The organism is Pseudomonas sp. CFBP 13727 (genome assembly GCF_014841915.1).
Classification (GTDB): domain Bacteria; phylum Pseudomonadota; class Gammaproteobacteria; order Pseudomonadales; family Pseudomonadaceae; genus Aquipseudomonas; species Aquipseudomonas baltica.
Window position 1 is genome coordinate 235,917 of the sequence record NZ_JACYUT010000005.1, and the last position, 21,675, is coordinate 257,591.

The window sequence follows — 21,675 nt, forward strand, 5'->3', positions numbered from 1 at the left end:
GCTTCGGCGCGACCGGCCTCAGTTCAGCGCGGCAAGGCCCAGTGCGCGGGCGCAGTCGTCCAGCGAGCGCTGCTGGGTCTGGGCGTACAGCGCGAGCTCGTCGAGTACCGTTCGGCCCAGGGCCTGATGGAAAGCCTCCTGGCTCGACCCCAAACCATAGTCGGCCTGGGCATCGTCGCCCAGGTTGGACTGGAAGATGCCTGCGGCGCTGACCGGCAGGAAATCTTCGTAGACCAAGGGCTCGCAGCGAATCGCGCCATTGTCCAGCAGACCTTTCAGCGTCGTCTGGCCCGCACTGGGCTGGCCGCTGGCGAAATAGCGGAAGAACGCCAGGTCCTGCTCGCGCATCTGCGCCAGATCATCCGGAAACTCACTGAACTGCTCGCCCAGCAGACGCATGTACTCGTCGGCATTGGTCTCGCTGGGGAACCCGGCAAGCGCGCTGCGCGAGGCGTTCAGCAAGCGATCGTACAGCGCACGCCCCTTGGGCGTCAGCGCCGCGCCGCGTTGCTCGATCTCGCCGAAGCGCGCGGTGTGGCTGCCTTCGGCGACAGCGGCCTGATCGGTGAAGGCGACCTTTTCCTGCAGCGCCTTGAAGCTGGTCTGCCGCAACAGGATGGCATGGCGACGCGTCGGCGGCCCTTCGATGACGGCCTTGGGTGTGATCCCGCGCGCGGGCATCAGCGCCTGCACCTTGTCGATGTCCAGCGTGCGCGGGGTCAGGTGATTGATGTGCGGCCCCTTGAACGCCACCACATCGGCGATCAGTCGATGGGCGTCGTGCAGGCGTTGATACTGGTCCGCTGTCACCGTGGCATCGTGGTGCCAGCGGAAGGTTTCCAGGGCCTGCTCGACGAACGCATCGGCGTCGGCTTGGTCGAGGCCGCCGTCGCGCTCGAATCGCTCGATCAGGGCCAGGCACGGCGAGGTGAATATCTGCCGCTGCGCCAGTAGTTGCGTGGCCTGTTCGCGCAATGCGGCATCCTCGATCAATTCCAGACGCAGCAGGGACGTGAACACGCGAAACGGGCTCACCTGCAAAGACTGTTCGTGCACCGCGCGAAATGCCGTGGAGTGCACCGGCACACCTGCCGAGGTGAGATCGTAGTAGCCCACCGGTTGCATGCCCATCACCGCGAACAGCCGAGCGATGGTCGCCAGCTCTGCGGCGGTGCCGACCCGAATCGCGCCATGGCGCTCGGCATCCAGACGCTCGATCTCGCCGGTGCGCGCCAGGGACGCGGCCAAATCCGGCTGTTGTTCCAGCCTCTGGCGATTGACTTCGCCGACCAGGCTCATCAAGTCGCCATACAACGGCACTTCGTTCTTGTACATCTCGGACATGGCGCGGGAAAACGCGGCACGGGTCTGGTCGGGGCTGACGAAAGGCATGGCGAACTCCTGGCGCAAAGGGCTGGGAGTATGAAAGCGGGGAATGACCTGCGCGATCAAGCGAAAAAAAGTGAGGGGGTCATTCCTGCAGGTCGGCTTCGCTGTCGTTCATTCTGCGCCGCTAGTGGGCGATCTGCCCCAGAATCCAGTCGACCAGCGCGCGCACCTTCGGCACTTCCGCGGCGTGTTCGGCAAAGGCGACGAAATGCGCGCCCTGGCTGCTCATGGTGTGCGGCCAGGGCATGACCAGATTGCCGTTGGCCAGGTGGTTCTCTGCCAGGTAGCGCGGCACCAGGGCCACGCCACAGCCGGACAGGGCAGCGCTGAGGCACATGTAGAAGGTATCGAAGCGCGGGCCGTGGTAGCTGTTCTGGGCGCTCAGGCCTTGCTCCAGAAACCACTCGTGCCACGCCTCGGGGCGCGACGTGCATTGCATCAATACCAGCTCGGCCAACTGTTCGGCGTGGGTCAGCGGCTGATCGAGCAGGTCGGGCGCACACACCGGCACCACCTGATCGTCGAACAGCTCGATGCAGGTCGCTCCGGGCCAGGTGCCCTGGCCGAAGAAAAACCCCACGTCGGCCTTGGCCTGCAGCAAGGCGAACGGCTCGAGTTCGTTGCGGATGTCCAGATGGATATTGGGGTGCGCCTTGCCGAAACCCTTGAGCTTGGGGATCAGCCAGCCCACGCCGAAGCTGGGCTGGGTGGCGACGGTGAGCACTTCGGTTTCGTCGCCGTAGGACAGGATGTAGCGGCTGGAAATGTCCACCTGGGTGAGGATCTTGTTCACCTCGGCCAGGTACAGCGAGCCGGCCGGTGTCAGTTGCAGGCGCCGACGAATGCGCAGGAACAGGTGGTGACGCAGCATGTCTTCGAGCTGCGCAACCTGCTTGCTGACCGCGCTCTGGGTCAGGTGCAGTTCTTCCGCTGCGCGGGTGAAGCTCAGGTGGCGGGCGGCCGCTTCGAAGCACTGCAAGGCCGTCATCGAAGGAACAAGGCGTTTTGACATGGAGGCATCGCCGCAAGGTCATGAGGTGAGGGAATGATATATGGAATATTGCTCCGTTGTGGTGGTCTGGCCTGCGGATTAATACTGATCTCAATTCGTTCTTATCGTTAAAGCCTTGTGAGGAGAAAACAATGGTCGATGGCCTGCTCGAAAGCCTGGGTGTTGCGGCGAGTGCACTCAAGGATGGCAACCATCCTGTTCACACCCCAATCGACGGCAGCCAGATCGCCTCGGTGAGCCTGGAATCCAAGGCGCAGGTCGTGGCCAAGATCGAGCTGGGGCATAGCGCCTTCCTGGCCTGGCGTACCGTGCCGGCACCCCGTCGTGGCGAGCTGGTGCGCCTGTTCGGCGAAGTCCTGCGCGCACACAAGGCCCAGCTCGGCGAGCTGGTCTCGGTCGAAGCCGGCAAGATCACCCAGGAAGGGCTGGGTGAAGTGCAGGAAATGATCGACATCTGCGATTTCGCCGTCGGCCTGTCTCGCCAGCTGTACGGCTTGACCATCGCTTCCGAGCGCCCTGGCCACCACATGCGTGAAACCTGGCAGCCGCTGGGCGTGGTCGGTGTGATCAGCGCCTTCAACTTTCCGGTGGCAGTGTGGGCATGGAACACCGCCCTCGCACTGGTCGCCGGCGATTCGGTGATCTGGAAACCATCGGAAAAGACCCCGCTGACCGCGCTGGCCTGCCAGGCGCTGTTCGACAAGGCCCTGCAGCAGTTCGGCGATGCGCCCGAAGGCCTGGCGCAATTGATCATCGGTGATCGCGAAGCGGGCGAGGCGCTGGTCGATGACCCACGCGTCGCCCTGGTCAGCGCCACCGGCAGCACCCGCATGGGTCGCGAAGTGGGTCCACGGGTCGCTGCGCGCTTCGGCCGCACCATCCTCGAACTGGGCGGCAACAACGCCATGATCCTGGCCCCCAGCGCCGACCTCGACCTGGCCGTGCGCGGCATTCTCTTCAGTGCCGTGGGTACCGCTGGCCAGCGCTGCACCACCTTGCGCCGGGTGATCGTGCACAGCTCGATCAAGGACGAAGTGGTTGCTCGGGTCAAGGCGGCTTATGCCAAGGTACGTATCGGCGATCCACGCAAGGACAATCTGGTCGGCCCGCTGATCGACAAGCAATCCTTCGATGCCATGCAGGGTGCCCTGGCCAAGGCGCGTGACGAGGGGGGCGAAGTGTTCGGCGGTGAGCGTCAGTTGGCCGATCAATACCCGAACGCCTATTACGTCGCACCCGCCATCGTTGAGATGCCTGGTCAATCGGATGTCGTGCGCCATGAAACCTTCGCGCCGATCCTGTATGTATTGAGCTACGAAGACTTCGACGAGGCCCTGCGCCTGAACAACGAAGTGCCACAGGGCCTGTCCTCGTGCATCTTCACCACCGACCTGCGTGAAGCCGAGCGATTCCAGAGTGCAGCGGGCAGCGACTGCGGCATCGCCAACGTCAACATCGGCACCAGCGGCGCGGAAATCGGCGGTGCCTTCGGCGGCGAAAAGGAAACCGGTGGCGGACGCGAATCCGGCTCCGATGCCTGGAAAGCCTACATGCGCCGCCAGACCAACACCGTCAACTACTCGCGCGAACTGCCGCTGGCCCAAGGCATCGTGTTTGATTGATGGTTGAGTGATGTGGTGGCGGGGCTGGCGCTATTGCGGGTAGAACCCGCTCCCACAGGGATCTTTGCTGCAATGGATATCCCTGTGGGAGCGGGCTCTGCCCGCGATGACGACGGCGCGGTCCGAACCCGATTTCCCTGGCTTGGAATGAGTCATGAGCGCACTACGGCAACAATGTCTTTGGGAACACATCACCGCCAGGCCCCCTCACACGGCGGCCCTGGCCAGTGCGGTAAAGGCGGACGTCTGCGTGATCGGCGGCGGCATCACCGGGTTGTGCGCTGCCATCGAGTTGCTGGAGCAGGGCAAGCGTGTGGTGCTGCTCGATGCCAGTGAAATCGGCACCGGCGGCTCGGGCCGCAACGTCGGGCTGGTCAACGCTGGCACCTGGATTCCGCCCGACGAAGTCGAGCAGACCTTGGGCAGTGCGGTGGGCGGTCGCCTCAACAGCGTGCTCGGCGGCGCGCCGGCTGAAGTGTTCGCGCTGATCAAGCGCTATGGCATCGACTGCCAGGCGCACAACGACGGCACCCTGCACATGGCCCACAACGCCAATGGCGTGGCCGACCTGAAATCGCGCTGCGAGCAATGGCAGCGGCGCGGCGCCGACGTCGAGCTGCTCACCGGGGCGCAATGCGTCGACTACTGCGGCACCGAAAAGATCGAAGCGGCCTTGCTCGACCGGCGCGCTGGTACCATCAACCCCATGGCCTATACCCGTGGCCTCGGCGCGGCCGTCGAGCGCCTGGGCGGGCAGGTGTTCCAGTACTCGCCGGTGTTGGGCCTGGAACAGCAGGGTGGTGGCTGGCTGGTCAAGACTGCCAAAGGCGAAGTCAACGCCGACAAGGTACTGATCTCTACCGGCGCCTACACCGAAGGCGACTGGTGCAATCTGCAAGGCCAGTTCTTCCGTGGTTACTACTACCAGGTGGCTTCCAAACCTCTGCACTCGGCCGCGGCAGACGCTGTGCTCAAACACGGCCAGGGTTCCTGGGACACCCGCCTGGTACTGAGCAGCATTCGCCGTGACGATGATGGCCGTTTGTTGCTCGGCAGCATGGGCCGCGTGGACAACAAGCCGGCCTGGTTCATCCGCCGCTGGGCCGACCGCATCCAGACCCATTACTTTCCCCAACTGGGCAAGGTCGAATGGGAAATGCACTGGACCGGCTGCATCGACTTCACCCCCGACCACCTCATGCGCCTGTTCGAACCCGCCCCGGGGCTGGTCTCGGTCACTGGCTACAACGGCCGCGGCAACACCACCGGCACCGTCGTGGGCAAGGCCTTGGCGCAGTTTCTGCTGCATGGCCAGGCCGACAAGCTGCCCCTGCCGTTCTGCACGGACAAACCGGTGTCGGCCCCAAGCCTGCGCACCGGTGTCTATGAAACCGGCTTCTCGCTCTACCACGCCGGCCAAGTCCTGCGCGTGGTTTTGTAGCCTCAACCCCTGTGGCAGCGGCGCAAGCCGCGTTGGCCCCGATCGCGTCCCGACAGATACACCGCACCCACCGCCGACGCGGCTCGCGCCGCTGCTACAGAGGTATCGCAATCCCCCGCCGGCGTGGTGAGCCCCGAACACCGCATTCACGACCGACGCGGTGATGCACGGCCACCGCATTCACGACCGACGTGGTGATGCCCGACCACCGCATTCACGACCGACGTGGTGATGCCCGAACACCGCATTCATGACCGACGTGGTGCTGCACGACCACCGCATCCATGGCCGACGCGGTCATGTATGAATACCCAATCCCCTGTAGCAGCGGCGCAAGCCGCGTCGGCGGTATCCCCGATTGGCCTGCTGAAACGCAATGACGCCTGGCGTCTTACCGATCACTGCGCCGACGGCCGATACTGCAACGCCTCCGCCACATGCGTCCGCTCGATGTCTTTCGCCTGCTCAAGATCCGCCAGCGTACGGGCCACCTTCAACAACCGGTGCGCCGCCCGCAGCGACAGCGTCAGCCGTTCACAGGCGGTTTCCAGCCAGCGCTCATCTTCGACCGACAACCTGCAATGCTCGCGCAACCCCGGCAGATCGAGAAAGGCATTGGCACACCCCTGACGCCGACTCTGCAACTCGCGCGCCTCGGCCACCTTGCTGGCAGCGCTGGCCGTATTCTCACCCGCCTGTGGCACATGGCTCAGCGCCGTCGCCTCGCGCGCCACCGTCAGATGCAGATCGATCCGGTCGAGCAACGGCCCGGACAGCTTGTTGCGGTACCGCTGAATCTGGTCGCTGCCGCATTGGCATTTGCCACTGGGGTCACCCAGATACCCACACGGGCACGGGTTCATCGCCGCCACCAACTGGAACCGCGCCGGAAAACGGATCTTGTCCCGCGCCCGCGCAATCACGATCTCTCCGCTTTCCAAGGGTTCGCGCAAGACTTCCAGTACCTTCCTGTCGAACTCCGGCAATTCATCGAGAAACAGCACGCCATGATGCGCCAGGGTGATTTCTCCTGGCTGCGGCCGACTGCCACCGCCTACCAAGGCAGCGCCCGAGGCCGAATGATGAGGATGCCGAAAGGGCCGCTGCGGCCAATTCTTCAGCGGCACATGGCTGGCCACCGACTGAATGGCCGCCACTTCCAGCGCTTCGCGCTCGTCCAGCGGCGGCAACAGGCCGGGCAAGCGGCTGGCGAGCAAGGTCTTGCCGGTGCCCGGTGGGCCGCTGAACAACAAATTGTGCGCGCCAGCGGCGGCCACCAGCAGCGCACGCTTGGCCGCAACCTGGCCCTGCACTTCGCTCAGGTCCGGGTAGGGCTTGCTCAACAGCAACAGGCCATTGGCATTGAAAGGACTGATCGGGTTGCGCCCATTGAAGTGACTGACCAGCTGCATCAGATCATCCGCGGCAATCACCGTCAGGTTCGAGGCCAGCGCTGCCTCTTCGGCGTTATCCCTGGGCACGATCAGCGTTCGCCCTGCATCGCGAGCGGCGAGGGCCGCGGGCAAGACACCCTGCACCGGCCGCACGGCCCCTGACAACGCCAGCTCGCCCAGGCATTCCACGTCATCCAGGGTAATGGCCGGGATCTGCCCGCTGCCCGCCAGGATACCCAGTGCAATGGCCAGGTCGAACCGCCCGCCGTCCTTCGGCAGATCCGCCGGCGCCAGGTTCAGAGTGATCCGCCGCGCCGGAAACTCCAGCCCCGAATTGAGAATCGCGCTGCGCACGCGATCCTTGCTCTCCTTGACCGAGGCCTCCGGCAGCCCCACCAAAGTCAGCGCCGGCAGCCCATTGGCCAGATGCGCCTCGACCGTGACCGCAGGCGCACCCACGCCCACCTGGGCTCGGCTGTGAACGATAGCGAGAGACATGCGTGCTCCATGCGTTGAAAGAGGAACCGCTTCCTGCGGTGTGGTGCGAGGGTAGTAGATGGGGAAGGGAGCGCCAGTGCGGAAATGATTCACGGTGCTACGGGTGGCAGCAGCAGGCAGGTCATGGTTTCCAGAGATTGCTTTTCAGCAACCAACCCGCCACCAAGGTGAGTTCGTGAGATGGGTGACACTTTGTTGCGACCCTACACCACCCCCCCTCGATCTCCCATGAACGCCTCCAGCCGCGACCGCAACCACCGCTCCGCCGGATCCGTATCGGTGATGCTCAACCACACCATCGACAAATCCAGCGTCGGCGCATCGAACGGCAGCGGTTCGTCGAACAGGTTTCCATGGGCGGCCATCGCGGTGGCGGCGTAGTCGGGCAGGCCGGCGAGCATGTCGGTGCCGGCGAGCAGGGCGGGCAGCGAGCTGAATTGGGGCACCGACAGCACCACTTGGCGGGTGCGGCCAATTTCCTGCAGCCACTCGTCCGCAATGCCGCTGGTGTGCGCAGTCGGCGACACCAGTACGTGGGGGCGGGCGCAGTATTCGTCCAGGGTCAGTGGGGTAGCCGACTTGTCGGCGCGCAGCACGCGCGGGCGCATGCGGCGCAGTAGTTTACGCTTGGCGTTGGCCGGCAGGCCGCGGGTCTGGCTGATGCCCACGGTGATGTCGCCGGAGGCGAGCAGGTCGGGAATGCGCCAGTAATCCACGTGCTGCACCACGATCACCACTTTCGGCGCCTCGGTGCGCAGTGCGCGCAGCACTTGCGGCAGCAGGCCGAACTCGACGTCGTCGGACAGGCCGATGCGGAAGGTCATGGTACTTACGGCCGGATCGAAATCATGGGTCAGGCTCAGCGCCACCGACATCGCGTCCAGCGCGGGGGAGAGGTGCCGAATGATTTCCTCGGCGCGCGCGGTGGGTTCCATGCGATGGCCGATGCGGATGAACAGCGGGTCGTTGAACAGGGCGCGCAGTCGGTTCAGCGCTGAACTGACCGTGGGCTGGCCGAGGAACAGCTTTTCCGCGACGCGGGTGACGTTGCGCTCGAGCATGAGGGCTTCGAACACCACCATCAGGTTGATATCAGCCTTGCGCAGCTCGTTGCGGTTCATCGAAGCACGTCCCTGCTGTTCAATGGCAATGCCGAGCGTGGCACAAAGCGGTGCAGCCGATCGGCAACCGAGCTGCGTCTCAGATATTACTCGGCCTTGGGTGCTGCCTTGGCTTCCATCTCGGCGACTTTGGCTTCCAGGCTCTCCAAGCGCGCGCGGGTACGCGCCAGCACGACCATCTGGCTGTCGAATTCCTCCCGGCTGACCAGGTCGAGCTTGCTGAAGCCGGACTGCAGCAATGCCTTGAACTGACCTTCGAGCTCCGCGCGCGGCTGTGCGGTGTCACCGCTGAACAAGCGCGAGGCGTGGTCGCTCAGGGTGTCGAGGAACGCTTTGGGCGGGAGCATGGGAAATTTCCTGAGACAAAGTGATGCGCAGTGTATCACGCAGCCATGCGCTGAAAAGCCGAGCCGCGGCGCACGGTTTTCGCGCACAGGTGTGCCCAGCGCTGCACCCTTGTTGTGCGCTTGCCCGCGCTGCCTGCTCAAACCGCTGCACAAAAGCCGCGCAGGGTGGCCAAATCTCGCGGTTTGCACGACATGGCAAGCTTTCTGCTTAGAGCCAAGAGACCCAGGCACTGATGGACTCGTCGTGACGAGAACGGTGCGCAGCTTCAAGGGAAGTGTTTCGTCAGCAGTTGTTTATCGGTTGTCGGTCCGGGCTGCGGGGTCGACGACGCGTTACAAAGCCAGGCACTGCGCTTAGACTTGATCCGGGTTTGTTTTCCTGGGGCAAGTCCACCAATTCGGGAGAGAGTTTCATGAAGCTAGTCACTGCCATCATCAAGCCATTCAAGCTGGACGACGTGCGCGAGTCGTTGTCGGAAATCGGCGTGCAAGGCATCACCGTTACCGAAGTCAAGGGTTTCGGTCGGCAGAAAGGCCATACCGAGCTGTATCGCGGCGCGGAGTACGTGGTCGACTTCCTGCCCAAGGTCAAGATCGACGTCGCCATCGATGACAAGGATCTGGATCGCGTCATCGAAGCCATCACCAAGGCCGCCAACACTGGCAAGATCGGCGACGGCAAGATTTTCGTGGTCAATCTGGAACAGGCGATTCGCATTCGTACCGGCGAAACCGATACCGACGCAATCTAAAAAAAAGCCGACACAACCCAACGCCCCAGGAGTAAACAATATGACTCTGCGTCAATTCGCAGGGCTAGGAGCCCTGTTGTCCCTCGCAATGCCAGGCCTTGCCCTGGCGGACGAGGCGGCAGCCCCCGTTCTCAACTCCGGCGATACCGCCTGGATGCTGACCGCGACCGCCCTCGTGCTGTTCATGACCATTCCTGGCCTGGCGTTGTTCTACGGCGGCATGGTGCGCTCCAAGAACGTGCTCTCGGTGATGATGCAGTGTTTCGCCATTACTGGCCTGATCAGCATCCTGTGGATGGTCTACGGCTATAGCCTGGCCTTCGACACCACTGGCATGGAGCAGGGCGTCGTCAACTTCAATTCGTTCGTCGGCGGGCTGTCCAAGGCTTTCCTCAGCGGCGTGACGCCAAGCAGCATCACTGGCCCGGCGGCACTGTTCCCTGAGGCAGTGTTCATCACCTTCCAGATGACCTTCGCCATCATCACCCCGGCGCTGATCGTCGGCGCCTTCGCCGAGCGCATGAAGTTCTCCGCGATGCTGATCTTCATGGCCATCTGGTTCACCCTGGTCTATGCACCCATCGCGCACATGGTCTGGTCCGGCAACGGCGGCCTGATGTGGGACTGGGGCGTGCTGGACTTCGCGGGCGGCACCGTGGTGCATATCAACGCCGGTGTTGCCGGTCTGGTTGCGTGCATCGTGCTGGGCAAGCGCAAGGGCTACCCGACCACCCCGATGGCGCCGCACAACCTGGGCTACACCCTGATCGGCGCGGCCATGCTGTGGATCGGCTGGTTCGGCTTCAACGCCGGTTCGGCTGCAGCGGCGAACGGCACTGCCGGCATGGCAATGCTGGTCACCCAGATCGCCACCGCCGCTGCGGCGCTGGGCTGGATGTTCGCCGAGTGGCTGACCCACGGTAAGCCAAGCGCACTGGGCATCGCTTCGGGCGTGGTTGCTGGCCTGGTGGCCATCACCCCGGCGGCCGGTACTGTCGGTCCGATGGGTGCACTGGCAATCGGCCTGGTGGCCGGTGTTATCTGCTTCCTCTGCGCTACTACGCTCAAGCGCAAGATGGGCTACGACGACTCACTGGACGCCTTTGGCGTACACGGCATCGGCGGCATCGTCGGCGCGATTCTGACCGGCGTGTTCGCAGCGCCCGCGCTGGGTGGTTTCGGCACCGTCGAAGACATCGGCGCGCAGGTCTGGATCCAGCTCAAGGGCGTCGGCTTCACCGTGGTCTACACCGGTATCGTGACCTACGTCATCCTCAAGGTGCTGGATGCGGTGATGGGTCTGCGAGTCAACGAGGAAGAAGAGGCCGTGGGCCTTGACCTCGCGCAGCACAACGAGCGCGGCTACAACTTGTAACCGTTCGGAAAAAAATGCCCGGCTTGCCGGGCATTTTTTTGCCTGCGATTTGTCATCTGCTTCAGGTCCGGCGGGTTTGCCGCCGGGGCTGTCGGCTGCCGTAGCGATCGCGCGCGGCGGCTCAGTGCAAAACAGTCGCGAACAGGCTCTTTGCTTTTTCCCAGAGCGCGCTAGAATGCGCCCCGAACGGACGAGAACGGTATGTGGCAGCAAACCCTCATCACCTTGCGAGCCAGGCCTCGCGGGTTTCACCTGGTGACTGACGAGTTGCTCGCACAACTGCCGCGCCTGCGCGAATGCCGCGTGGGCCTGCTGCATTTGTGGCTGCAACACACTTCGGCGTCGTTGACCGTCAACGAAAACGCCGATCCGGCCGTTCGAAGGGACTTCGAGCGTTTCTTCAACCGCCTCGTGCCACAGGGTGCAGACGGTTTCGAACACAACAACGAAGGGCCCGACGACCTGCCAGCGCACTTCAAGGCCAGCTTGCTGGGCTGCCAGGTGACCGTTCCGGTGACCTCGGGAAGGCTGGCGACAGGTACCTGGCAAGGTATTTATTTGGGCGAGCATCGCGATCATGGCGGCGCGCGTCGGGTCCTTGCCACGCTGTATGGCGAGGACGCTTGACCGCTGGTTACCAGTGGATGTGAATTTTTTCCGGCAACCGTCGACATAAGGTAAAGCTGGGCTATAAATAATCTGCTTTCGCAAGTCATGAGGTAGAACATGAGCGACGATGATCTGGAAAACGACGACCTCGAAGTAGGCGAAGAAGACGAGGCCGAAGAAACCCTCGAGGCGGCTGCCGAAGACGTTGCGGAGGACGACGGTGGCGACACACCCGTGCCCGCTGCCAAGGGCAAGGCCAAGGCGGCGGTGTCGGTGGATGAACTGCCGAGTATCGAAGCCAAGAACAAAGAGCGCGATGCGCTGGCTCGGGCGATGGAAGAGTTCCTGTCGCGCGGCGGCAAGGTGCAGGAAGTCGAGCCCAACGTGGTGGCCGATCCACCCAAGAAGCCCGACAACAAGTACGGCAGCCGCCCTATCTGAAGGCTCGTCGCTCGAAGCAACATTGAAAAAGCCCGCGGTCGCTGCGGGCTTTTTTGTGGGTGCGGGGCAGGCACTGACGGCCTCTTCGCGGGCAGAGGGCTCGCCGCTCGCCCAGCTAGCCCAGTTGCAGCAGCAGTGCAGGCAACTGTGCCAGGCTGGCGATCTCGGCGTCGGGTTTGCCTTCGGCGGCCCATGGCTTGCCTTGCGGGTTGTACCAGATGGCCTTCATGCCCGCCTTCTGCGCGCCGGCGATGTCATCGCTGGGGTGATCGCCAATGTGCACCGATTCGTGGGCGCCCGCATCGCCCAGGCGCATGGCTTCCAGAAAGGGCCGCGAATCCGGCTTGCCCACGCCCAGGTCTTCGGCACACAGCGCAAAGGTGAAGAAATCGGCGATGCCCAGTCGACGCACATCGGCGTTGCCGTTGGTAACCACGCCCAGGGTATAACGCTGGCAAAGGATCTCCAGGGCTGGCTGGGCCTCGGGAAAGATGTCCACCTGATGCCGAGCGTGCAGGAATACCTCGAAGGCCTTGTCGGCCAGCGAGGCCGCTTCATCCTCGGCATAGCCAGCGTCTTGCATGGCGTGCCGCAGCACACGACGGCGCAGCGCGCTGATGCGGTGCTTGAGCGAAGGGTCGGCGTCGACCAGGCGCTGGCGGATCTGGAACAGGTGCTCGACCGGCACTGGGCCCAGTCTCGGCGCCTGGTCGGCCAGCCAGTCGCGCAGGATGGCTTCGGCGCTGACAATGACCGGGGCGGTGTCCCACAGGGTGTCGTCGAGGTCGAAAGTGATCAGCTTGATGCTCATGAGTCGCCGCCTTTGCGTTTTGCCCGTGGGTGGGCACTGTCGTAGACACTGGCCAGGTGCTGGAAGTCCAGATGGGTATAGATCTGCGTGGTAGCGATGTCGGCGTGGCCAAGCATCTCCTGCACGGCGCGCAGGTCGTGGGACGACTCGAGCAGGTGGCTGGCAAACGAATGACGCAGCATGTGCGGATGCAGGTTCTGCCCCAGCTCACGCTCGCCGGCGGCCTTGACCCGTACCTGGATGGCACGCGGCCCTAGCCGGCGGCCCTGCTGGCTGACGAACACGGCATCGTCGATGGGGTTGCTCATCGAGCGCAGCGCCAGCCACTGCTCCAGCGCCGCGCGCGCCTTGCGACCCACGGGCAGTACACGGGTCTTGCTGCCCTTGCCATGCACCTGCACCAGGCCGTCGGCGAGGTCGAGCTGCCCGAGGTCGAGGCTGGTCAGCTCCGACAAGCGCAGACCCGAAGAATAGAACAGCTCGAGAATGGCCTGGTCGCGATGGGCCAGGAAGTCGTCTTCCACCGCACCTTCGAGCAGCTGCAGGGCGCGATCGGTGTCCAGCGTCTTGGGCAGGCGACGCTCGCCCTTGGGCGGCGCCAGGCCATTGGCCGGGTCGTGGCTGCAGAGGCCTTCGCGATTGAGGTAGCGATACAGGCCACGCACGGCCGAAAGCAGGCGCGCCAGACTGCGCGACGACTGCCCTTGCTGATGCTGGCGAGCGATCAGACGCCGCAGCAGCTGGATGTCCAGTGCCTGCCAGGTCGCCAGGCCTTCCTTCTCGCAGAATTCGACGACCTTGGTCAGGTCGCGCCGGTAGGCATCCAGGGTATGCACCGACACCTGGCGCTCACTGCGCAGGTGCGTGCAGTAGGCATCCAGTTGTTCGCGCACCTCAACGTACCGAGCGCAGCGCGCCGGTGTAGCGTGGCAATACCCGGCTGAGCACTTCGCCGATATGGCTGAGGAACAGCGTGCCCACCGAACTCTTGTAGTGCGCAGGGTCGCGGCTGCCGATGGCCAGTACGCCGTGCAGGCCTTGATGCAGCAATGGCACCAGCGCGGTCGAGCCGACCTGCGGGGCCTGGTCGCTGCCGAACAGGAACGCCAGTTCGTGTTCGCGCAAGGCACCACTGAGCGACTTGCCCTCCGACAACAGCCCACCGATGGCCTGCTGCGCTTCACCACTGGTCACGCTGCGGCCTACCGGGGCGGGAATGTCGTTGAACAGGATCAGGCTGACGAAGGGCACCTGGAAGTCTTCGCGCAGGCTGTCTTCGACGCTGATCACCAGCTCGTCCAGGGACGCGGCATCGAGCATGGCCAGAATCAGGCGGCGAGTCTTCTCGAACAGGCGATCGTTGTCGCGCGCGACCTCCATCAGGTGCGAGAGGCGCTGGCGCATCTCGCCGTTGCGGTCGCGCAGCAGCGTCATCTGCCGTTCCACCAGCGACACCGTGTCGCCGCGCTGGTGGGGCAGGCGCAGCTGAGTCAGCAATTCCTCATGCTGCTCGAAGAACGCCGGGTTGGCGGCAAGAAAGTCGGCCACGGCCGAAGCCTCCAGGACCTCCGCAGGCGCGGGTACTTGAGGCTGATCGGTCATTGGCTGTACTCGCTCATACACGCACTTGTCCTTCGAAGACCCGAACCGCAGGGCCGGTCATGATCACCGAATGGCCTGGCCCGGCCCATTCGATGGACAGGCGGCCTCCCGGCAGATCGAGCAGCAGCGGCGAGTCCATCCAGCCCTGGCTAATGGCCGCGACCGCAGCGGCGCAGGCGCCGGTGCCACAAGCCTGGGTTTCACCAGCGCCACGCTCCCAGACACGCAACTGCGCGCGGGTGCGATCGACTATGTGCAGAAAGCCCACGTTCACCCGTGCCGGAAAGCGCGGATGGTGTTCGATCTTCGGCCCCAGTGCGTGCACCGGCGCATTGTTGATGTCGTCGACACGCAGCACTGCGTGGGGGTTGCCCATGGACAGGGCGGCGATCTCGACGCTCTGGCCATCGACGGACAGCTCGTAGCTGCGCGCCTGGGAGTCGGCCTGGAACGGGATGTCGGCCGGCACCAGGCGCGGCGGGCCCATGTCGACGCTGATCTGACCATCGCTGCGGACGTCCAGAGTAATGATGCCGCCCTTGGTTTCCACGCGAATGGTCTTCTTGGCCGTAAGACGCTTGTCCAGCACGAAGCGGGCGAAGCAGCGCGCGCCGTTGCCGCATTGCTCCACCTCCGAACCGTCGGAATTGAAGATGCGATAGCGGAAGTCGACATCGGGATTGTTCGGCGCTTCGACCAGCAGCAATTGATCGAAGCCGATGCCGGTGTGGCGATCGCCCCACTGCTTGGCATGCTTGGGCAGGATATGGGCATGTTGGCTGACCAGGTCCAGCACCATGAAGTCGTTGCCCAGGCCATGCATCTTGGTAAAACGCAGTAGCATGGGATTACTCCGGCAACAGGCTTTCGCCGGCGAAAAGCTCGGCCACGGTTTCGCGGCGGCGTACTTCGAATGCCTGGTCACCATCGACCAGCACCTCGGCACAGCGGCCGCGCGTGTTGTAGTTCGAGCTCATGACGAAACCGTAGGCGCCGGCCGAATGCACGGCCAGCAAGTCGCCTTCGGCCAGCACCAGTTCACGCTCCTTGGCCAGGAAGTCACCGGTTTCGCAGATCGGCCCGACGATGTCGTAGGCACGTGCCTGACCTTCCCGCGGCTTGACCGGGCTGACATTCATCCATGCCTGGTACAGGGCCGGGCGGATCAGGTCGTTCATCGCCGCGTCGACGATGGCGAAATCCTTGTGCTCGGTATGCTTGAGGTATTCCACCTGAGTCAGCAAGACCCCGGCATTGGCCACGATGAACCGCCCCGGCTCGAACACCAGGGTCAGCTCGCGACCGTCCAGGCGCTCGCGCACGGCCTGGATGTAGTCGGCAGCCAATGGCGGCTGCTCTTCGCTGTAGCGCACGCCCAGGCCACCGCCCAGGTCGATGTGGCGCAGGTAGATGCCGCAGTCGCCAAGGCGATCGACCAGGTCGAGCAAGCGATCCAGGGCGTCGAGGAACGGTGCCAGCGTGGTCAGTTGCGAGCCGATGTGGCAATCCACGCCGATCACGTCGAGGTTGGGCAACTGCGCGGCACGTACATAGACGTCTTCGGCTGCAGCGATGTCGATGCCGAACTTGTTCTCTTTCAAGCCCGTGGAAATGTACGGGTGGGTGCCCGCGTCGACGTCCGGATTGACCCGTAGCGACACAGGCGCGCGCACGCCCAGCTCGGCGGCGACTTCCTGCAGGCGTTCCAGCTCGTCGGTGGATTCGACGTTGAAGCAGTGCACGCCTACTTCGAGGGCGCGGCGCATGTCGGCGCGGGTCTTGCCGACGCCGGAAAACACCACGCGCTCGGCGCGCCCGCCCGCAGCCAGCACGCGCTCCAGTTCTCCGCCCGAGACGATGTCGAAACCGGCGCCCAAACGCGCCAGGACATTGAGCACGGCCAGGTTGGAGTTGGCCTTCACGGCAAAGCAGACCAGCGACGGGGTGCCCTGCAGGGCATCGGCGTAGGCGTTGTACTGCGCCTCGATGTGGGCGCGCGAGTAGACGTACGTCGGCGTGCCGAAGCGCTGGGCCACGGCCGACAGGGCTACGCCTTCGGCAAACAGTTCACCGTCGCGGCGTTGAAAAGCGTCCATGGTGTTCCCTTAGTAGTGCTTGTGCGGTTGCGACGACTTGGCTTGGTCCTCGGGAGATTTGCTGTCATCGGGCAGGTAAAGCGGGCCCTTTTGACCACAGGCGGACACCAGGCAGGCAACGGCGACGAGCGCGGCCAGGGAAGAGATCAGGCGCTTCATGGCGAAATCCTTTGTATAAGCAGTAATTGCGCCCGAGTATACCCAGCGCCCGGCATGGTGGCTATGCAGGTGGGCCGCCAGCGGTGCCACCGATCCAGACGGGTGCATTATGCTTTGCATAAACCGCTGGCTGCTCGTATCTTGCCGCCCGTAGCGCGAACAGACACTTTCCGAGGTTCCTGCAATGAGTTTGACCGAAGCCCGTTTCCACGACCTGGTCGATGCCACCCAGCAGGCGCTGGAGGAGTTGCTCGAAGACCACGCCGACGACATCGAAATTTCCGCCGGCATGATGACCATCAAGTTCGACAACGGCAGCCAGCTGATCATCAGCCGCCAGGAGCCGTTGCGCCAGCTGTGGCTGGCCGCGCGCTCCGGTGGCTATCACTTCGATTACGACGAAGAGTCGGGCAAGTGGCGCTGCGAGAAATCCGAGGAATTGCTGGGCGAGGTACTGGCCCGGGCGACCGAGGAACAGGCCGGCGTCGAGCTGGATTTCGAAGAGATCTGATGGTGAGCCAGCCCGCACGCGCGCCCAAGCCGCTCTACAGCAACGTCAGCCCGTCGGTACAGTCACCTTGCGTGAGCCTGTGCCGGCTGGACGAAGAACGCGTTTGCCAAGGGTGTTTCCGCCATGTCGAGGATATCCGCGCCTGGCGCTCGGCCGATGACGATACGCGGCGCCAGATCATCGCTGTGGCCGAGCAGCGCCGGTTGCAGGCGCTGTCGGCGCCTGCTGGCGACTGACAGCACCTGCTTTCATCAAGCCCCGATGCTCAGGCAGGCTCGGCCACCGTCAGGATGGTGAGCAATGACTGCGCGTGCCCGGCAGCCTCATGGCCCAGGCTGGTCAGGTAGCCGCCATCGGGCTTGGTGATCAATTCCTTTTCATGCAGGCGAGTCGCGGCGGCAATGGCCGCAGGTGATGCAGTGTGGTGGATTTTCAGACCTTCCATGGTGTTGCCGAGGTTGAACAGGGCAAGGATTTCCAGCTCGGCAACCAGTTCCGGGGTGTAGGACGACATAGGCGCTCCCGACTTTCTTATGGAATGAACGACAGCACCGAGGGGCGCTGAACGCTGTACCCCGACACCGTGGCAGCGGGGTTTTTCCAGTGTAGTCAGCCGCAGGCGAACGCGCCTGTTCAGCGTCAGACTTTTTCCGCGGGCAGCTCGGGCAAGGCACGCAGAGCGGCTTCGTACCAGGCCGTGTCGAACGCGCGATCCTGCTCCAGAATGGCATCGATCTCGATCGCCAGTACATGGGCCATCATGTTGAGGATGTCCTCGCGCTCATAGCCCACCAGCGTCAGCTTGTTGAACGTGGCCTTGGCTGCGGGCGGGTTGTCGCTTTCGATCTGATTCTCGATGGCCTGGGTGAGGGTGGCTTCGGCAAATGCTTCGTCGTCGTCTGGCAGGTTGTCGCTCATGGGGATGTTCTCGATCGGGGTCAATGTCGGGTTCTGGGGGGAGCCCTTCGCGGGCAGAGACCCGCTCCCACAGGATATCTAACATCTACTGTGGGAGAAGGGCGCGAAGAGGCCGGGCCTGCCAAGCGCCTAGCGAGCCGCCAGCAAATCGCGGCCGCGAGCGACTGCCGCACGTACCTGAGCAGGCGCCGTGCCGCCGATGTGGTCGCGGGCATTGACCGAGCCTTCCAGGGTCAATACCTCGAACACGTCCGCATCGATCTGGTCGCTGAACCGGCGCAGCTCTTCCAGGCTCATTTCCGCCAGGTCATTGCCGGTGTCCACGCCATGCTTGACCGCATGCCCGACGATCTCGTGGCAATCGCGGAACGGCAGGCCACGGCGCACCAGGTAATCGGCGAGGTCGGTGGCGGTGGAGAAACCACGCAGCGCGGCTTCGCGCATCATGGCGTGCCTGGGCTTGATGGCCGGGATCATGTCGGCAAAGGCCCGCAGCGAGTCGCGCAGCGTGTCGGCGGCGTCGAACAGCGGTTCCTTGTCTTCCTGGTTGTCCTTGTTGTAGGCCAGCGGCTGGCCCTTCATCAGGGTCAGCAGGCCCATCAGCGCACCGAATACCCGGCCGCTCTTGCCGCGCACCAGTTCCGGTACGTCGGGGTTCTTCTTCTGCGGCATGATCGAGCTGCCGGTGCAGAAGCGGTCGGGCAGGTCGATGAACTGGAATTGCGCGCTGGTCCACAGCACCAGCTCCTCGGAGAAGCGCGACAGGTGCATCATCGCGATGCTGGCCGCAGCGCAGAATTCGATGGCGAAGTCACGGTCCGAAACGCCATCCAGCGAGTTGCCGCCGACGGCTTCGAAGCCCAGCAGCGTGCAGGTCAGCTCGCGGTCGATGGGGTAGGTGGTGCCGGCCAGCGCGGCGCTGCCCAGCGGCATGCGGTTGGTGCGCTTGCGGCAATCGACCAGGCGTTCATGGTCGCGGCTGAGCATTTCGAACCACGCCAGCAGGTGATGCCCGAAGGTCACCGGCTGCGCGGTCTGCAGGTGGGTGAAGCCCGGCATGATGGTGTCGGCCTCGCGCTCGGCCTGTTCCAGCAAGCCCTGCTGCAGGCGGGTGATTTCGCTGAGGATGAGGTCGATCTCGTCACGCAGCCACAGGCGAATGTCGGTGGCCACCTGATCGTTGCGGCTGCGTCCGGTGTGCAGCTTCTTGCCGGTGACACCGATGCGATCGGTCAGGCGCGCTTCGATGTTCATGTGCACGTCTTCCAGATCCGTGCGCCAGTCGAACTGGCCCGCCTGGATTTCCTGCTCGATGGTGCGCAGACCGTCGACGATGGTGTCGCGCTCCGCATCGGTGAGCACACCGACCTTGGCCAGCATGGTGGCGTGGGCGATCGAGCCCATGATGTCATGGCGGTACAGGCGCTGGTCGAAATCGACCGAGGCGGTGAAGCGTGCGACGAAGGCGTCGACGGGTTCACTGAAGCGGCCGCCCCAGGACTGGTTGGTCTTGTCAGTGCTCATGAATTGGCTCGTGCAAGGCGTGAACGGGAAATTGCCGCAATAATAACAAATGCGGCCCGGGTCTGTTGGCGGCATAGTGCAGGTGTCTATTGTCTGCATTCACTCCTTCGCGGGCAGAGGGCTCGCCGCCCGCCCCCGCTCTCACAAGTGATCACGTTGACCTGTGGGAGCGGGTCTCTGCCCGCGAAGAGGCCTGCGACACACTACAGCAGCCAGGAAGCCGTACATGTTCAGCAAGCCGTCGAACCCTCCCGAGCCGGACTTTTTCCTGCCCGAGCTATGCCTGCCCCAGGCACTGTTGATGCTGATCGTGCTGGCGCAGTTGCTGGTGTTCGTACTGGTGCTGGCCGAACCCATGAACCCAGGCTTCAACTGGGTACGCCTGGCCCTGACTTCGCTGTTCGTGCAATGGATCGTGCTGCTCTCGGCGGCCTTGCTCTGTGCCCTGCGCCCCTGGCTGGCGCGCCTGCGCCCCGGTATGGCGGGAGGGTTGTGCTGCGCCCTGGTGGTGGGCCTGACCCTCGCGGGCACGGCGGTGATCGACTACTTCCAGTTGGGCGGGCTCGACACGCCGACCGTGGAGGTCAATCGGTACCTGCGCCACGCCCTGATCGGGCTGATCATGTCGGCCCTGCTGCTGCGCTACTTCTACCTGCAGAGCCAGTGGCGGCGCCAGCAACAGGCCGAATTGCAGTCGCGTATCCAGGCCCTGCAGGCGCGCATTCGCCCGCACTTCCTGTTCAACAGCTTGAACAGCATCGCCAGCCTGGTGGTCAGCGATCCGGTCAAGGCCGAGCAGGCGGTGCTCAATCTGTCCGACCTGTTTCGTGCCAGCCTGGCCCAGCCCAACAGCCTGGTGATGTGGCGTGATGAGGTGGAGTTGGCCAAACGTTATTTATCGATTGAGCAATATCGTCTCGGCGAGCGTCTACAGTTGCACTGGAGGATCGAAACAATCCCGGATGATCTGCCGATCCCCCAACTTACTTTGCAACCGTTGTTGGAGAATGCGCTGGTACATGGCATCGCCCCTTTGATTTCGGGCGGGGTGGTCAGCGTGGAGGCCGACTACAAAGGGGGAGAGTTCATATTGACCATCAGCAATCCCTACCAAGAGGCCGCCACAGCGCAGGCGTCGGGCGGAACCCAGCAGGCGCTGACAAACATTGGCGCTCGACTTGCGGCACTTTTCGGTCCGCGCGCAAGTCTTAGCGTGAATCGCCGTGACGGTCGTCACTTCACTTGTCTACGTTATCCATGTGCGAGACTCACGCAGGAATCCAGCGCTCTATGAATGTCCTGATCGTTGATGACGAACCCCTTGCCCGCGAACGTTTGAGCCGACTGGTTGGCGAGCTCGAGGGCTACCATGTGCTCGAACCCGGCGCCAGCAACGGCGAAGAAGCCTTGAGCATGATCGAGGCACAGAAGCCGGACGTAGTCCTGCTCGACATTCGCATGCCCGGCCTGGATGGCCTGCAGGTCGCCGCCAGGCTGTGCGAGCGCGACACACCGCCGGCGGTGGTGTTCTGCACCGCCCATGACGAGTTTGCCCTGGATGCCTTTCAGGTCAGTGCCGTGGGCTACCTGGTCAAGCCAGTGCGCTCCGAACACCTGCTCGAAGCGTTGAAGAAGGCGGAAAAACCCAACCGCGTGCAACTGGCCGCCCTGACACGTCCGGCGGCCGAGGCGGGGACCGGTCCGCGCAGCCATATAAGCGCAAGAACCCGCAAGGGCATCGAGTTGATTCCGTTGGATCAGGTGATCTACTTCATTGCCGATCACAAGTACGTCACCCTGCGCCACGAAGGCGGCGAGGTCTTGCTCGATGAACCGCTCAAGGCGTTGGAAGACGAGTTTGGCGATCGCTTCGTGCGTATCCATCGCAACGCCCTGGTGGCCCGCGAACGCATCGAGCGCTTGCAGCGCACGCCCCTGGGTCACTTTCAGCTCTATCTGAAGGGGCTCAACGGCGACGCGCTGATCGTCAGCCGACGCCATGTGGCCGGCGTGCGCAAGATGATGCAGCACCTCTAGCCCTCAGCAGGCCTGC

General features: G+C 63.8%; 24 protein-coding genes. 10 read left to right on the forward strand and 14 right to left on the reverse strand.

Annotated elements, in window-relative coordinates:
• Positions 1 to 18: 18 nt before the first annotated feature.
• Both hglS and IFT76_RS16700 read right to left on the reverse strand, forming a co-directional pair.
• Complete coding sequence (hglS, locus tag IFT76_RS16695; RefSeq protein WP_192059362.1) at positions 19 to 1,392, reverse strand: 2-oxoadipate dioxygenase/decarboxylase HglS; 1,374 nt, start codon at positions 1,390 to 1,392, stop codon at positions 19 to 21.
• A 121-nt stretch (positions 1,393 to 1,513) separates the two neighbouring features.
• Positions 1,514 to 2,401, reverse strand: a complete 888-nt coding sequence (locus IFT76_RS16700) for a LysR substrate-binding domain-containing protein (protein ID WP_122479940.1) — start codon at positions 2,399 to 2,401, stop codon at positions 1,514 to 1,516.
• A 131-nt stretch (positions 2,402 to 2,532) separates the two neighbouring features.
• Between IFT76_RS16700 and amaB the strand changes: the two genes are divergently transcribed.
• Together amaB and amaA are read left to right on the forward strand one after the other, a co-directional pair.
• Positions 2,533 to 4,023 (forward strand): L-piperidine-6-carboxylate dehydrogenase, encoded by a 1,491-nt coding sequence (amaB, locus tag IFT76_RS16705; protein ID WP_192059364.1) that lies wholly within the window; start codon positions 2,533 to 2,535, stop codon positions 4,021 to 4,023.
• A gap of 154 nt (positions 4,024 to 4,177) precedes the next feature.
• Positions 4,178 to 5,464 (forward strand): L-pipecolate oxidase, encoded by a 1,287-nt coding sequence (gene amaA / locus IFT76_RS16710; RefSeq protein WP_192059366.1) that lies wholly within the window; start codon positions 4,178 to 4,180, stop codon positions 5,462 to 5,464.
• A 398-nt stretch (positions 5,465 to 5,862) separates the two neighbouring features.
• Here the strand turns inward: amaA and IFT76_RS16715 are convergent, their stop codons facing one another.
• The 3 genes from IFT76_RS16715 to IFT76_RS16725 form a co-directional block, all read right to left on the reverse strand.
• Entirely contained in the window at positions 5,863 to 7,356 is a 1,494-nt protein-coding gene (locus IFT76_RS16715) for a YifB family Mg chelatase-like AAA ATPase (protein ID WP_192059368.1), read from the reverse strand.
• A gap of 203 nt (positions 7,357 to 7,559) precedes the next feature.
• On the reverse strand, positions 7,560 to 8,477 hold the full coding sequence (locus tag IFT76_RS16720; protein ID WP_192059370.1) for a LysR family transcriptional regulator: 918 nt from the start codon (positions 8,475 to 8,477) through the stop codon (positions 7,560 to 7,562).
• A gap of 86 nt (positions 8,478 to 8,563) precedes the next feature.
• Positions 8,564 to 8,824, reverse strand: a complete 261-nt coding sequence (locus IFT76_RS16725) for an accessory factor UbiK family protein (RefSeq protein WP_122479935.1) — start codon at positions 8,822 to 8,824, stop codon at positions 8,564 to 8,566.
• A 413-nt stretch (positions 8,825 to 9,237) separates the two neighbouring features.
• Here IFT76_RS16725 and glnK point away from each other — a divergent pair, with 413 nt between their 5' ends.
• From glnK to sutA, 4 genes are all read left to right on the forward strand, one after another.
• Complete coding sequence (gene glnK / locus IFT76_RS16730) at positions 9,238 to 9,576, forward strand: P-II family nitrogen regulator (protein WP_002555808.1); 339 nt, start codon at positions 9,238 to 9,240, stop codon at positions 9,574 to 9,576.
• Positions 9,577 to 9,616: 40 nt separating this feature from the next.
• Entirely contained in the window at positions 9,617 to 10,951 is a 1,335-nt protein-coding gene (locus IFT76_RS16735; RefSeq protein ID WP_192059372.1) for an ammonium transporter, read from the forward strand.
• 201 nt (positions 10,952 to 11,152) lie between these two features.
• Positions 11,153 to 11,578 carry a secondary thiamine-phosphate synthase enzyme YjbQ gene (locus IFT76_RS16740; protein ID WP_192059374.1) on the forward strand — a complete coding sequence of 142 codons (426 nt, stop codon included), beginning with the start codon at positions 11,153 to 11,155 and terminating at the stop codon, positions 11,576 to 11,578.
• A gap of 99 nt (positions 11,579 to 11,677) precedes the next feature.
• On the forward strand, positions 11,678 to 12,001 hold the full coding sequence (gene sutA, locus IFT76_RS16745; protein ID WP_122479932.1) for a transcriptional regulator SutA: 324 nt from the start codon (positions 11,678 to 11,680) through the stop codon (positions 11,999 to 12,001).
• Positions 12,002 to 12,116: 115 nt separating this feature from the next.
• Here sutA and IFT76_RS16750 read toward each other — a convergent pair whose 3' ends face one another.
• Genes IFT76_RS16750 through lptM form a run of 6 tightly spaced genes read right to left on the reverse strand, consistent with a single transcriptional unit; the run spans position 12,117 to position 16,669 of the window.
• Entirely contained in the window at positions 12,117 to 12,812 is a 696-nt protein-coding gene (locus IFT76_RS16750; RefSeq protein WP_192059376.1) for an HAD family hydrolase, read from the reverse strand.
• Positions 12,809 to 13,705, reverse strand: coding sequence for a tyrosine recombinase XerC (xerC, locus tag IFT76_RS16755; RefSeq protein ID WP_122479930.1), 897 nt, complete (start codon positions 13,703 to 13,705; stop codon positions 12,809 to 12,811). The genes IFT76_RS16750 and xerC overlap by 4 nt, the downstream gene beginning before the upstream one ends.
• 1 nt (position 13,706) lies before the next feature.
• Positions 13,707 to 14,414, reverse strand: coding sequence for a DUF484 family protein (locus tag IFT76_RS16760; RefSeq protein WP_185794683.1), 708 nt, complete (start codon positions 14,412 to 14,414; stop codon positions 13,707 to 13,709).
• Between the two features lie 13 nt (positions 14,415 to 14,427).
• Entirely contained in the window at positions 14,428 to 15,258 is an 831-nt protein-coding gene (gene dapF / locus IFT76_RS16765; RefSeq protein ID WP_192059377.1) for a diaminopimelate epimerase, read from the reverse strand.
• A 4-nt stretch (positions 15,259 to 15,262) separates the two neighbouring features.
• Positions 15,263 to 16,510, reverse strand: coding sequence for a diaminopimelate decarboxylase (lysA, locus tag IFT76_RS16770; RefSeq protein WP_185794684.1), 1,248 nt, complete (start codon positions 16,508 to 16,510; stop codon positions 15,263 to 15,265).
• A 9-nt stretch (positions 16,511 to 16,519) separates the two neighbouring features.
• Positions 16,520 to 16,669, reverse strand: coding sequence for an LPS translocon maturation chaperone LptM (gene lptM, locus IFT76_RS16775; protein WP_043192229.1), 150 nt, complete (start codon positions 16,667 to 16,669; stop codon positions 16,520 to 16,522).
• A gap of 184 nt (positions 16,670 to 16,853) precedes the next feature.
• On the opposite strand from lptM, the gene cyaY reads away from it, so the two are divergent.
• Both cyaY and IFT76_RS16785 read left to right on the forward strand, forming a co-directional pair.
• Complete coding sequence (gene cyaY, locus IFT76_RS16780; protein ID WP_122479926.1) at positions 16,854 to 17,180, forward strand: iron donor protein CyaY; 327 nt, start codon at positions 16,854 to 16,856, stop codon at positions 17,178 to 17,180.
• The gene (locus IFT76_RS16785) at positions 17,180 to 17,416 is read left to right on the forward strand and encodes a DUF1289 domain-containing protein (RefSeq protein WP_192055088.1); all 237 of its coding nucleotides are present in this window, start codon (positions 17,180 to 17,182) and stop codon (positions 17,414 to 17,416) included. The genes cyaY and IFT76_RS16785 overlap by 1 nt, the downstream gene beginning before the upstream one ends.
• A gap of 29 nt (positions 17,417 to 17,445) precedes the next feature.
• Here IFT76_RS16785 and IFT76_RS16790 read toward each other — a convergent pair whose 3' ends face one another.
• The 3 genes from IFT76_RS16790 to argH form a co-directional block, all read right to left on the reverse strand.
• Positions 17,446 to 17,694 carry a TIGR02647 family protein gene (locus tag IFT76_RS16790; protein WP_122479924.1) on the reverse strand — a complete coding sequence of 83 codons (249 nt, stop codon included), beginning with the start codon at positions 17,692 to 17,694 and terminating at the stop codon, positions 17,446 to 17,448.
• Between the two features lie 125 nt (positions 17,695 to 17,819).
• Entirely contained in the window at positions 17,820 to 18,098 is a 279-nt protein-coding gene (locus IFT76_RS16795; RefSeq protein ID WP_192059379.1) for a hypothetical protein, read from the reverse strand.
• 129 nt (positions 18,099 to 18,227) lie between these two features.
• Complete coding sequence (gene argH / locus IFT76_RS16800; protein WP_192059381.1) at positions 18,228 to 19,622, reverse strand: argininosuccinate lyase; 1,395 nt, start codon at positions 19,620 to 19,622, stop codon at positions 18,228 to 18,230.
• 226 nt (positions 19,623 to 19,848) lie between these two features.
• Here argH and IFT76_RS16805 point away from each other — a divergent pair, with 226 nt between their 5' ends.
• Positions 19,849 to 20,916 carry a sensor histidine kinase gene (locus IFT76_RS16805; protein WP_192059383.1) on the forward strand — a complete coding sequence of 356 codons (1,068 nt, stop codon included), beginning with the start codon at positions 19,849 to 19,851 and terminating at the stop codon, positions 20,914 to 20,916.
• Entirely contained in the window at positions 20,913 to 21,659 is a 747-nt protein-coding gene (locus tag IFT76_RS16810; protein WP_122479920.1) for a LytR/AlgR family response regulator transcription factor, read from the forward strand. The genes IFT76_RS16805 and IFT76_RS16810 overlap by 4 nt, the downstream gene beginning before the upstream one ends.
• Positions 21,660 to 21,675: the final 16 nt, after the last annotated feature.

Bases quoted from the DNA above. Each gene is read 5' to 3' on its own strand.
- IFT76_RS16735 (WP_192059372.1), top strand. From the start codon at position 9,617: ATGACTCTGCGTCAATTCGCAGGGCTAGGAGCCCTGTTGTCCCTCGCA.
- IFT76_RS16805 (WP_192059383.1), top strand. From the start codon at position 19,849: ATGTTCAGCAAGCCGTCGAACCCTCCCGAGCCGGACTTTTTCCTGCCC.
- amaA (WP_192059366.1), top strand. From the start codon at position 4,178: ATGAGCGCACTACGGCAACAATGTCTTTGGGAACACATCACCGCCAGG.
- lysA (WP_185794684.1), bottom strand. From the start codon at position 16,510: ATGGACGCTTTTCAACGCCGCGACGGTGAACTGTTTGCCGAAGGCGTA.
- glnK (WP_002555808.1), top strand. From the start codon at position 9,238: ATGAAGCTAGTCACTGCCATCATCAAGCCATTCAAGCTGGACGACGTG.
- hglS (WP_192059362.1), bottom strand. From the start codon at position 1,392: ATGCCTTTCGTCAGCCCCGACCAGACCCGTGCCGCGTTTTCCCGCGCC.
- IFT76_RS16720 (WP_192059370.1), bottom strand. From the start codon at position 8,477: ATGAACCGCAACGAGCTGCGCAAGGCTGATATCAACCTGATGGTGGTG.
- IFT76_RS16760 (WP_185794683.1), bottom strand. From the start codon at position 14,414: ATGACCGATCAGCCTCAAGTACCCGCGCCTGCGGAGGTCCTGGAGGCT.
- argH (WP_192059381.1), bottom strand. From the start codon at position 19,622: ATGAGCACTGACAAGACCAACCAGTCCTGGGGCGGCCGCTTCAGTGAA.
- IFT76_RS16810 (WP_122479920.1), top strand. From the start codon at position 20,913: ATGAATGTCCTGATCGTTGATGACGAACCCCTTGCCCGCGAACGTTTG.
- IFT76_RS16725 (WP_122479935.1), bottom strand. From the start codon at position 8,824: ATGCTCCCGCCCAAAGCGTTCCTCGACACCCTGAGCGACCACGCCTCG.
- IFT76_RS16700 (WP_122479940.1), bottom strand. From the start codon at position 2,401: ATGTCAAAACGCCTTGTTCCTTCGATGACGGCCTTGCAGTGCTTCGAA.
- cyaY (WP_122479926.1), top strand. From the start codon at position 16,854: ATGAGTTTGACCGAAGCCCGTTTCCACGACCTGGTCGATGCCACCCAG.
- amaB (WP_192059364.1), top strand. From the start codon at position 2,533: ATGGTCGATGGCCTGCTCGAAAGCCTGGGTGTTGCGGCGAGTGCACTC.
- dapF (WP_192059377.1), bottom strand. From the start codon at position 15,258: ATGCTACTGCGTTTTACCAAGATGCATGGCCTGGGCAACGACTTCATG.
- sutA (WP_122479932.1), top strand. From the start codon at position 11,678: ATGAGCGACGATGATCTGGAAAACGACGACCTCGAAGTAGGCGAAGAA.
- IFT76_RS16740 (WP_192059374.1), top strand. From the start codon at position 11,153: ATGTGGCAGCAAACCCTCATCACCTTGCGAGCCAGGCCTCGCGGGTTT.
- IFT76_RS16750 (WP_192059376.1), bottom strand. From the start codon at position 12,812: ATGAGCATCAAGCTGATCACTTTCGACCTCGACGACACCCTGTGGGAC.
- IFT76_RS16785 (WP_192055088.1), top strand. From the start codon at position 17,180: ATGGTGAGCCAGCCCGCACGCGCGCCCAAGCCGCTCTACAGCAACGTC.
- IFT76_RS16790 (WP_122479924.1), bottom strand. From the start codon at position 17,694: ATGTCGTCCTACACCCCGGAACTGGTTGCCGAGCTGGAAATCCTTGCC.
- IFT76_RS16795 (WP_192059379.1), bottom strand. From the start codon at position 18,098: ATGAGCGACAACCTGCCAGACGACGACGAAGCATTTGCCGAAGCCACC.
- lptM (WP_043192229.1), bottom strand. From the start codon at position 16,669: ATGAAGCGCCTGATCTCTTCCCTGGCCGCGCTCGTCGCCGTTGCCTGC.
- IFT76_RS16715 (WP_192059368.1), bottom strand. From the start codon at position 7,356: ATGTCTCTCGCTATCGTTCACAGCCGAGCCCAGGTGGGCGTGGGTGCG.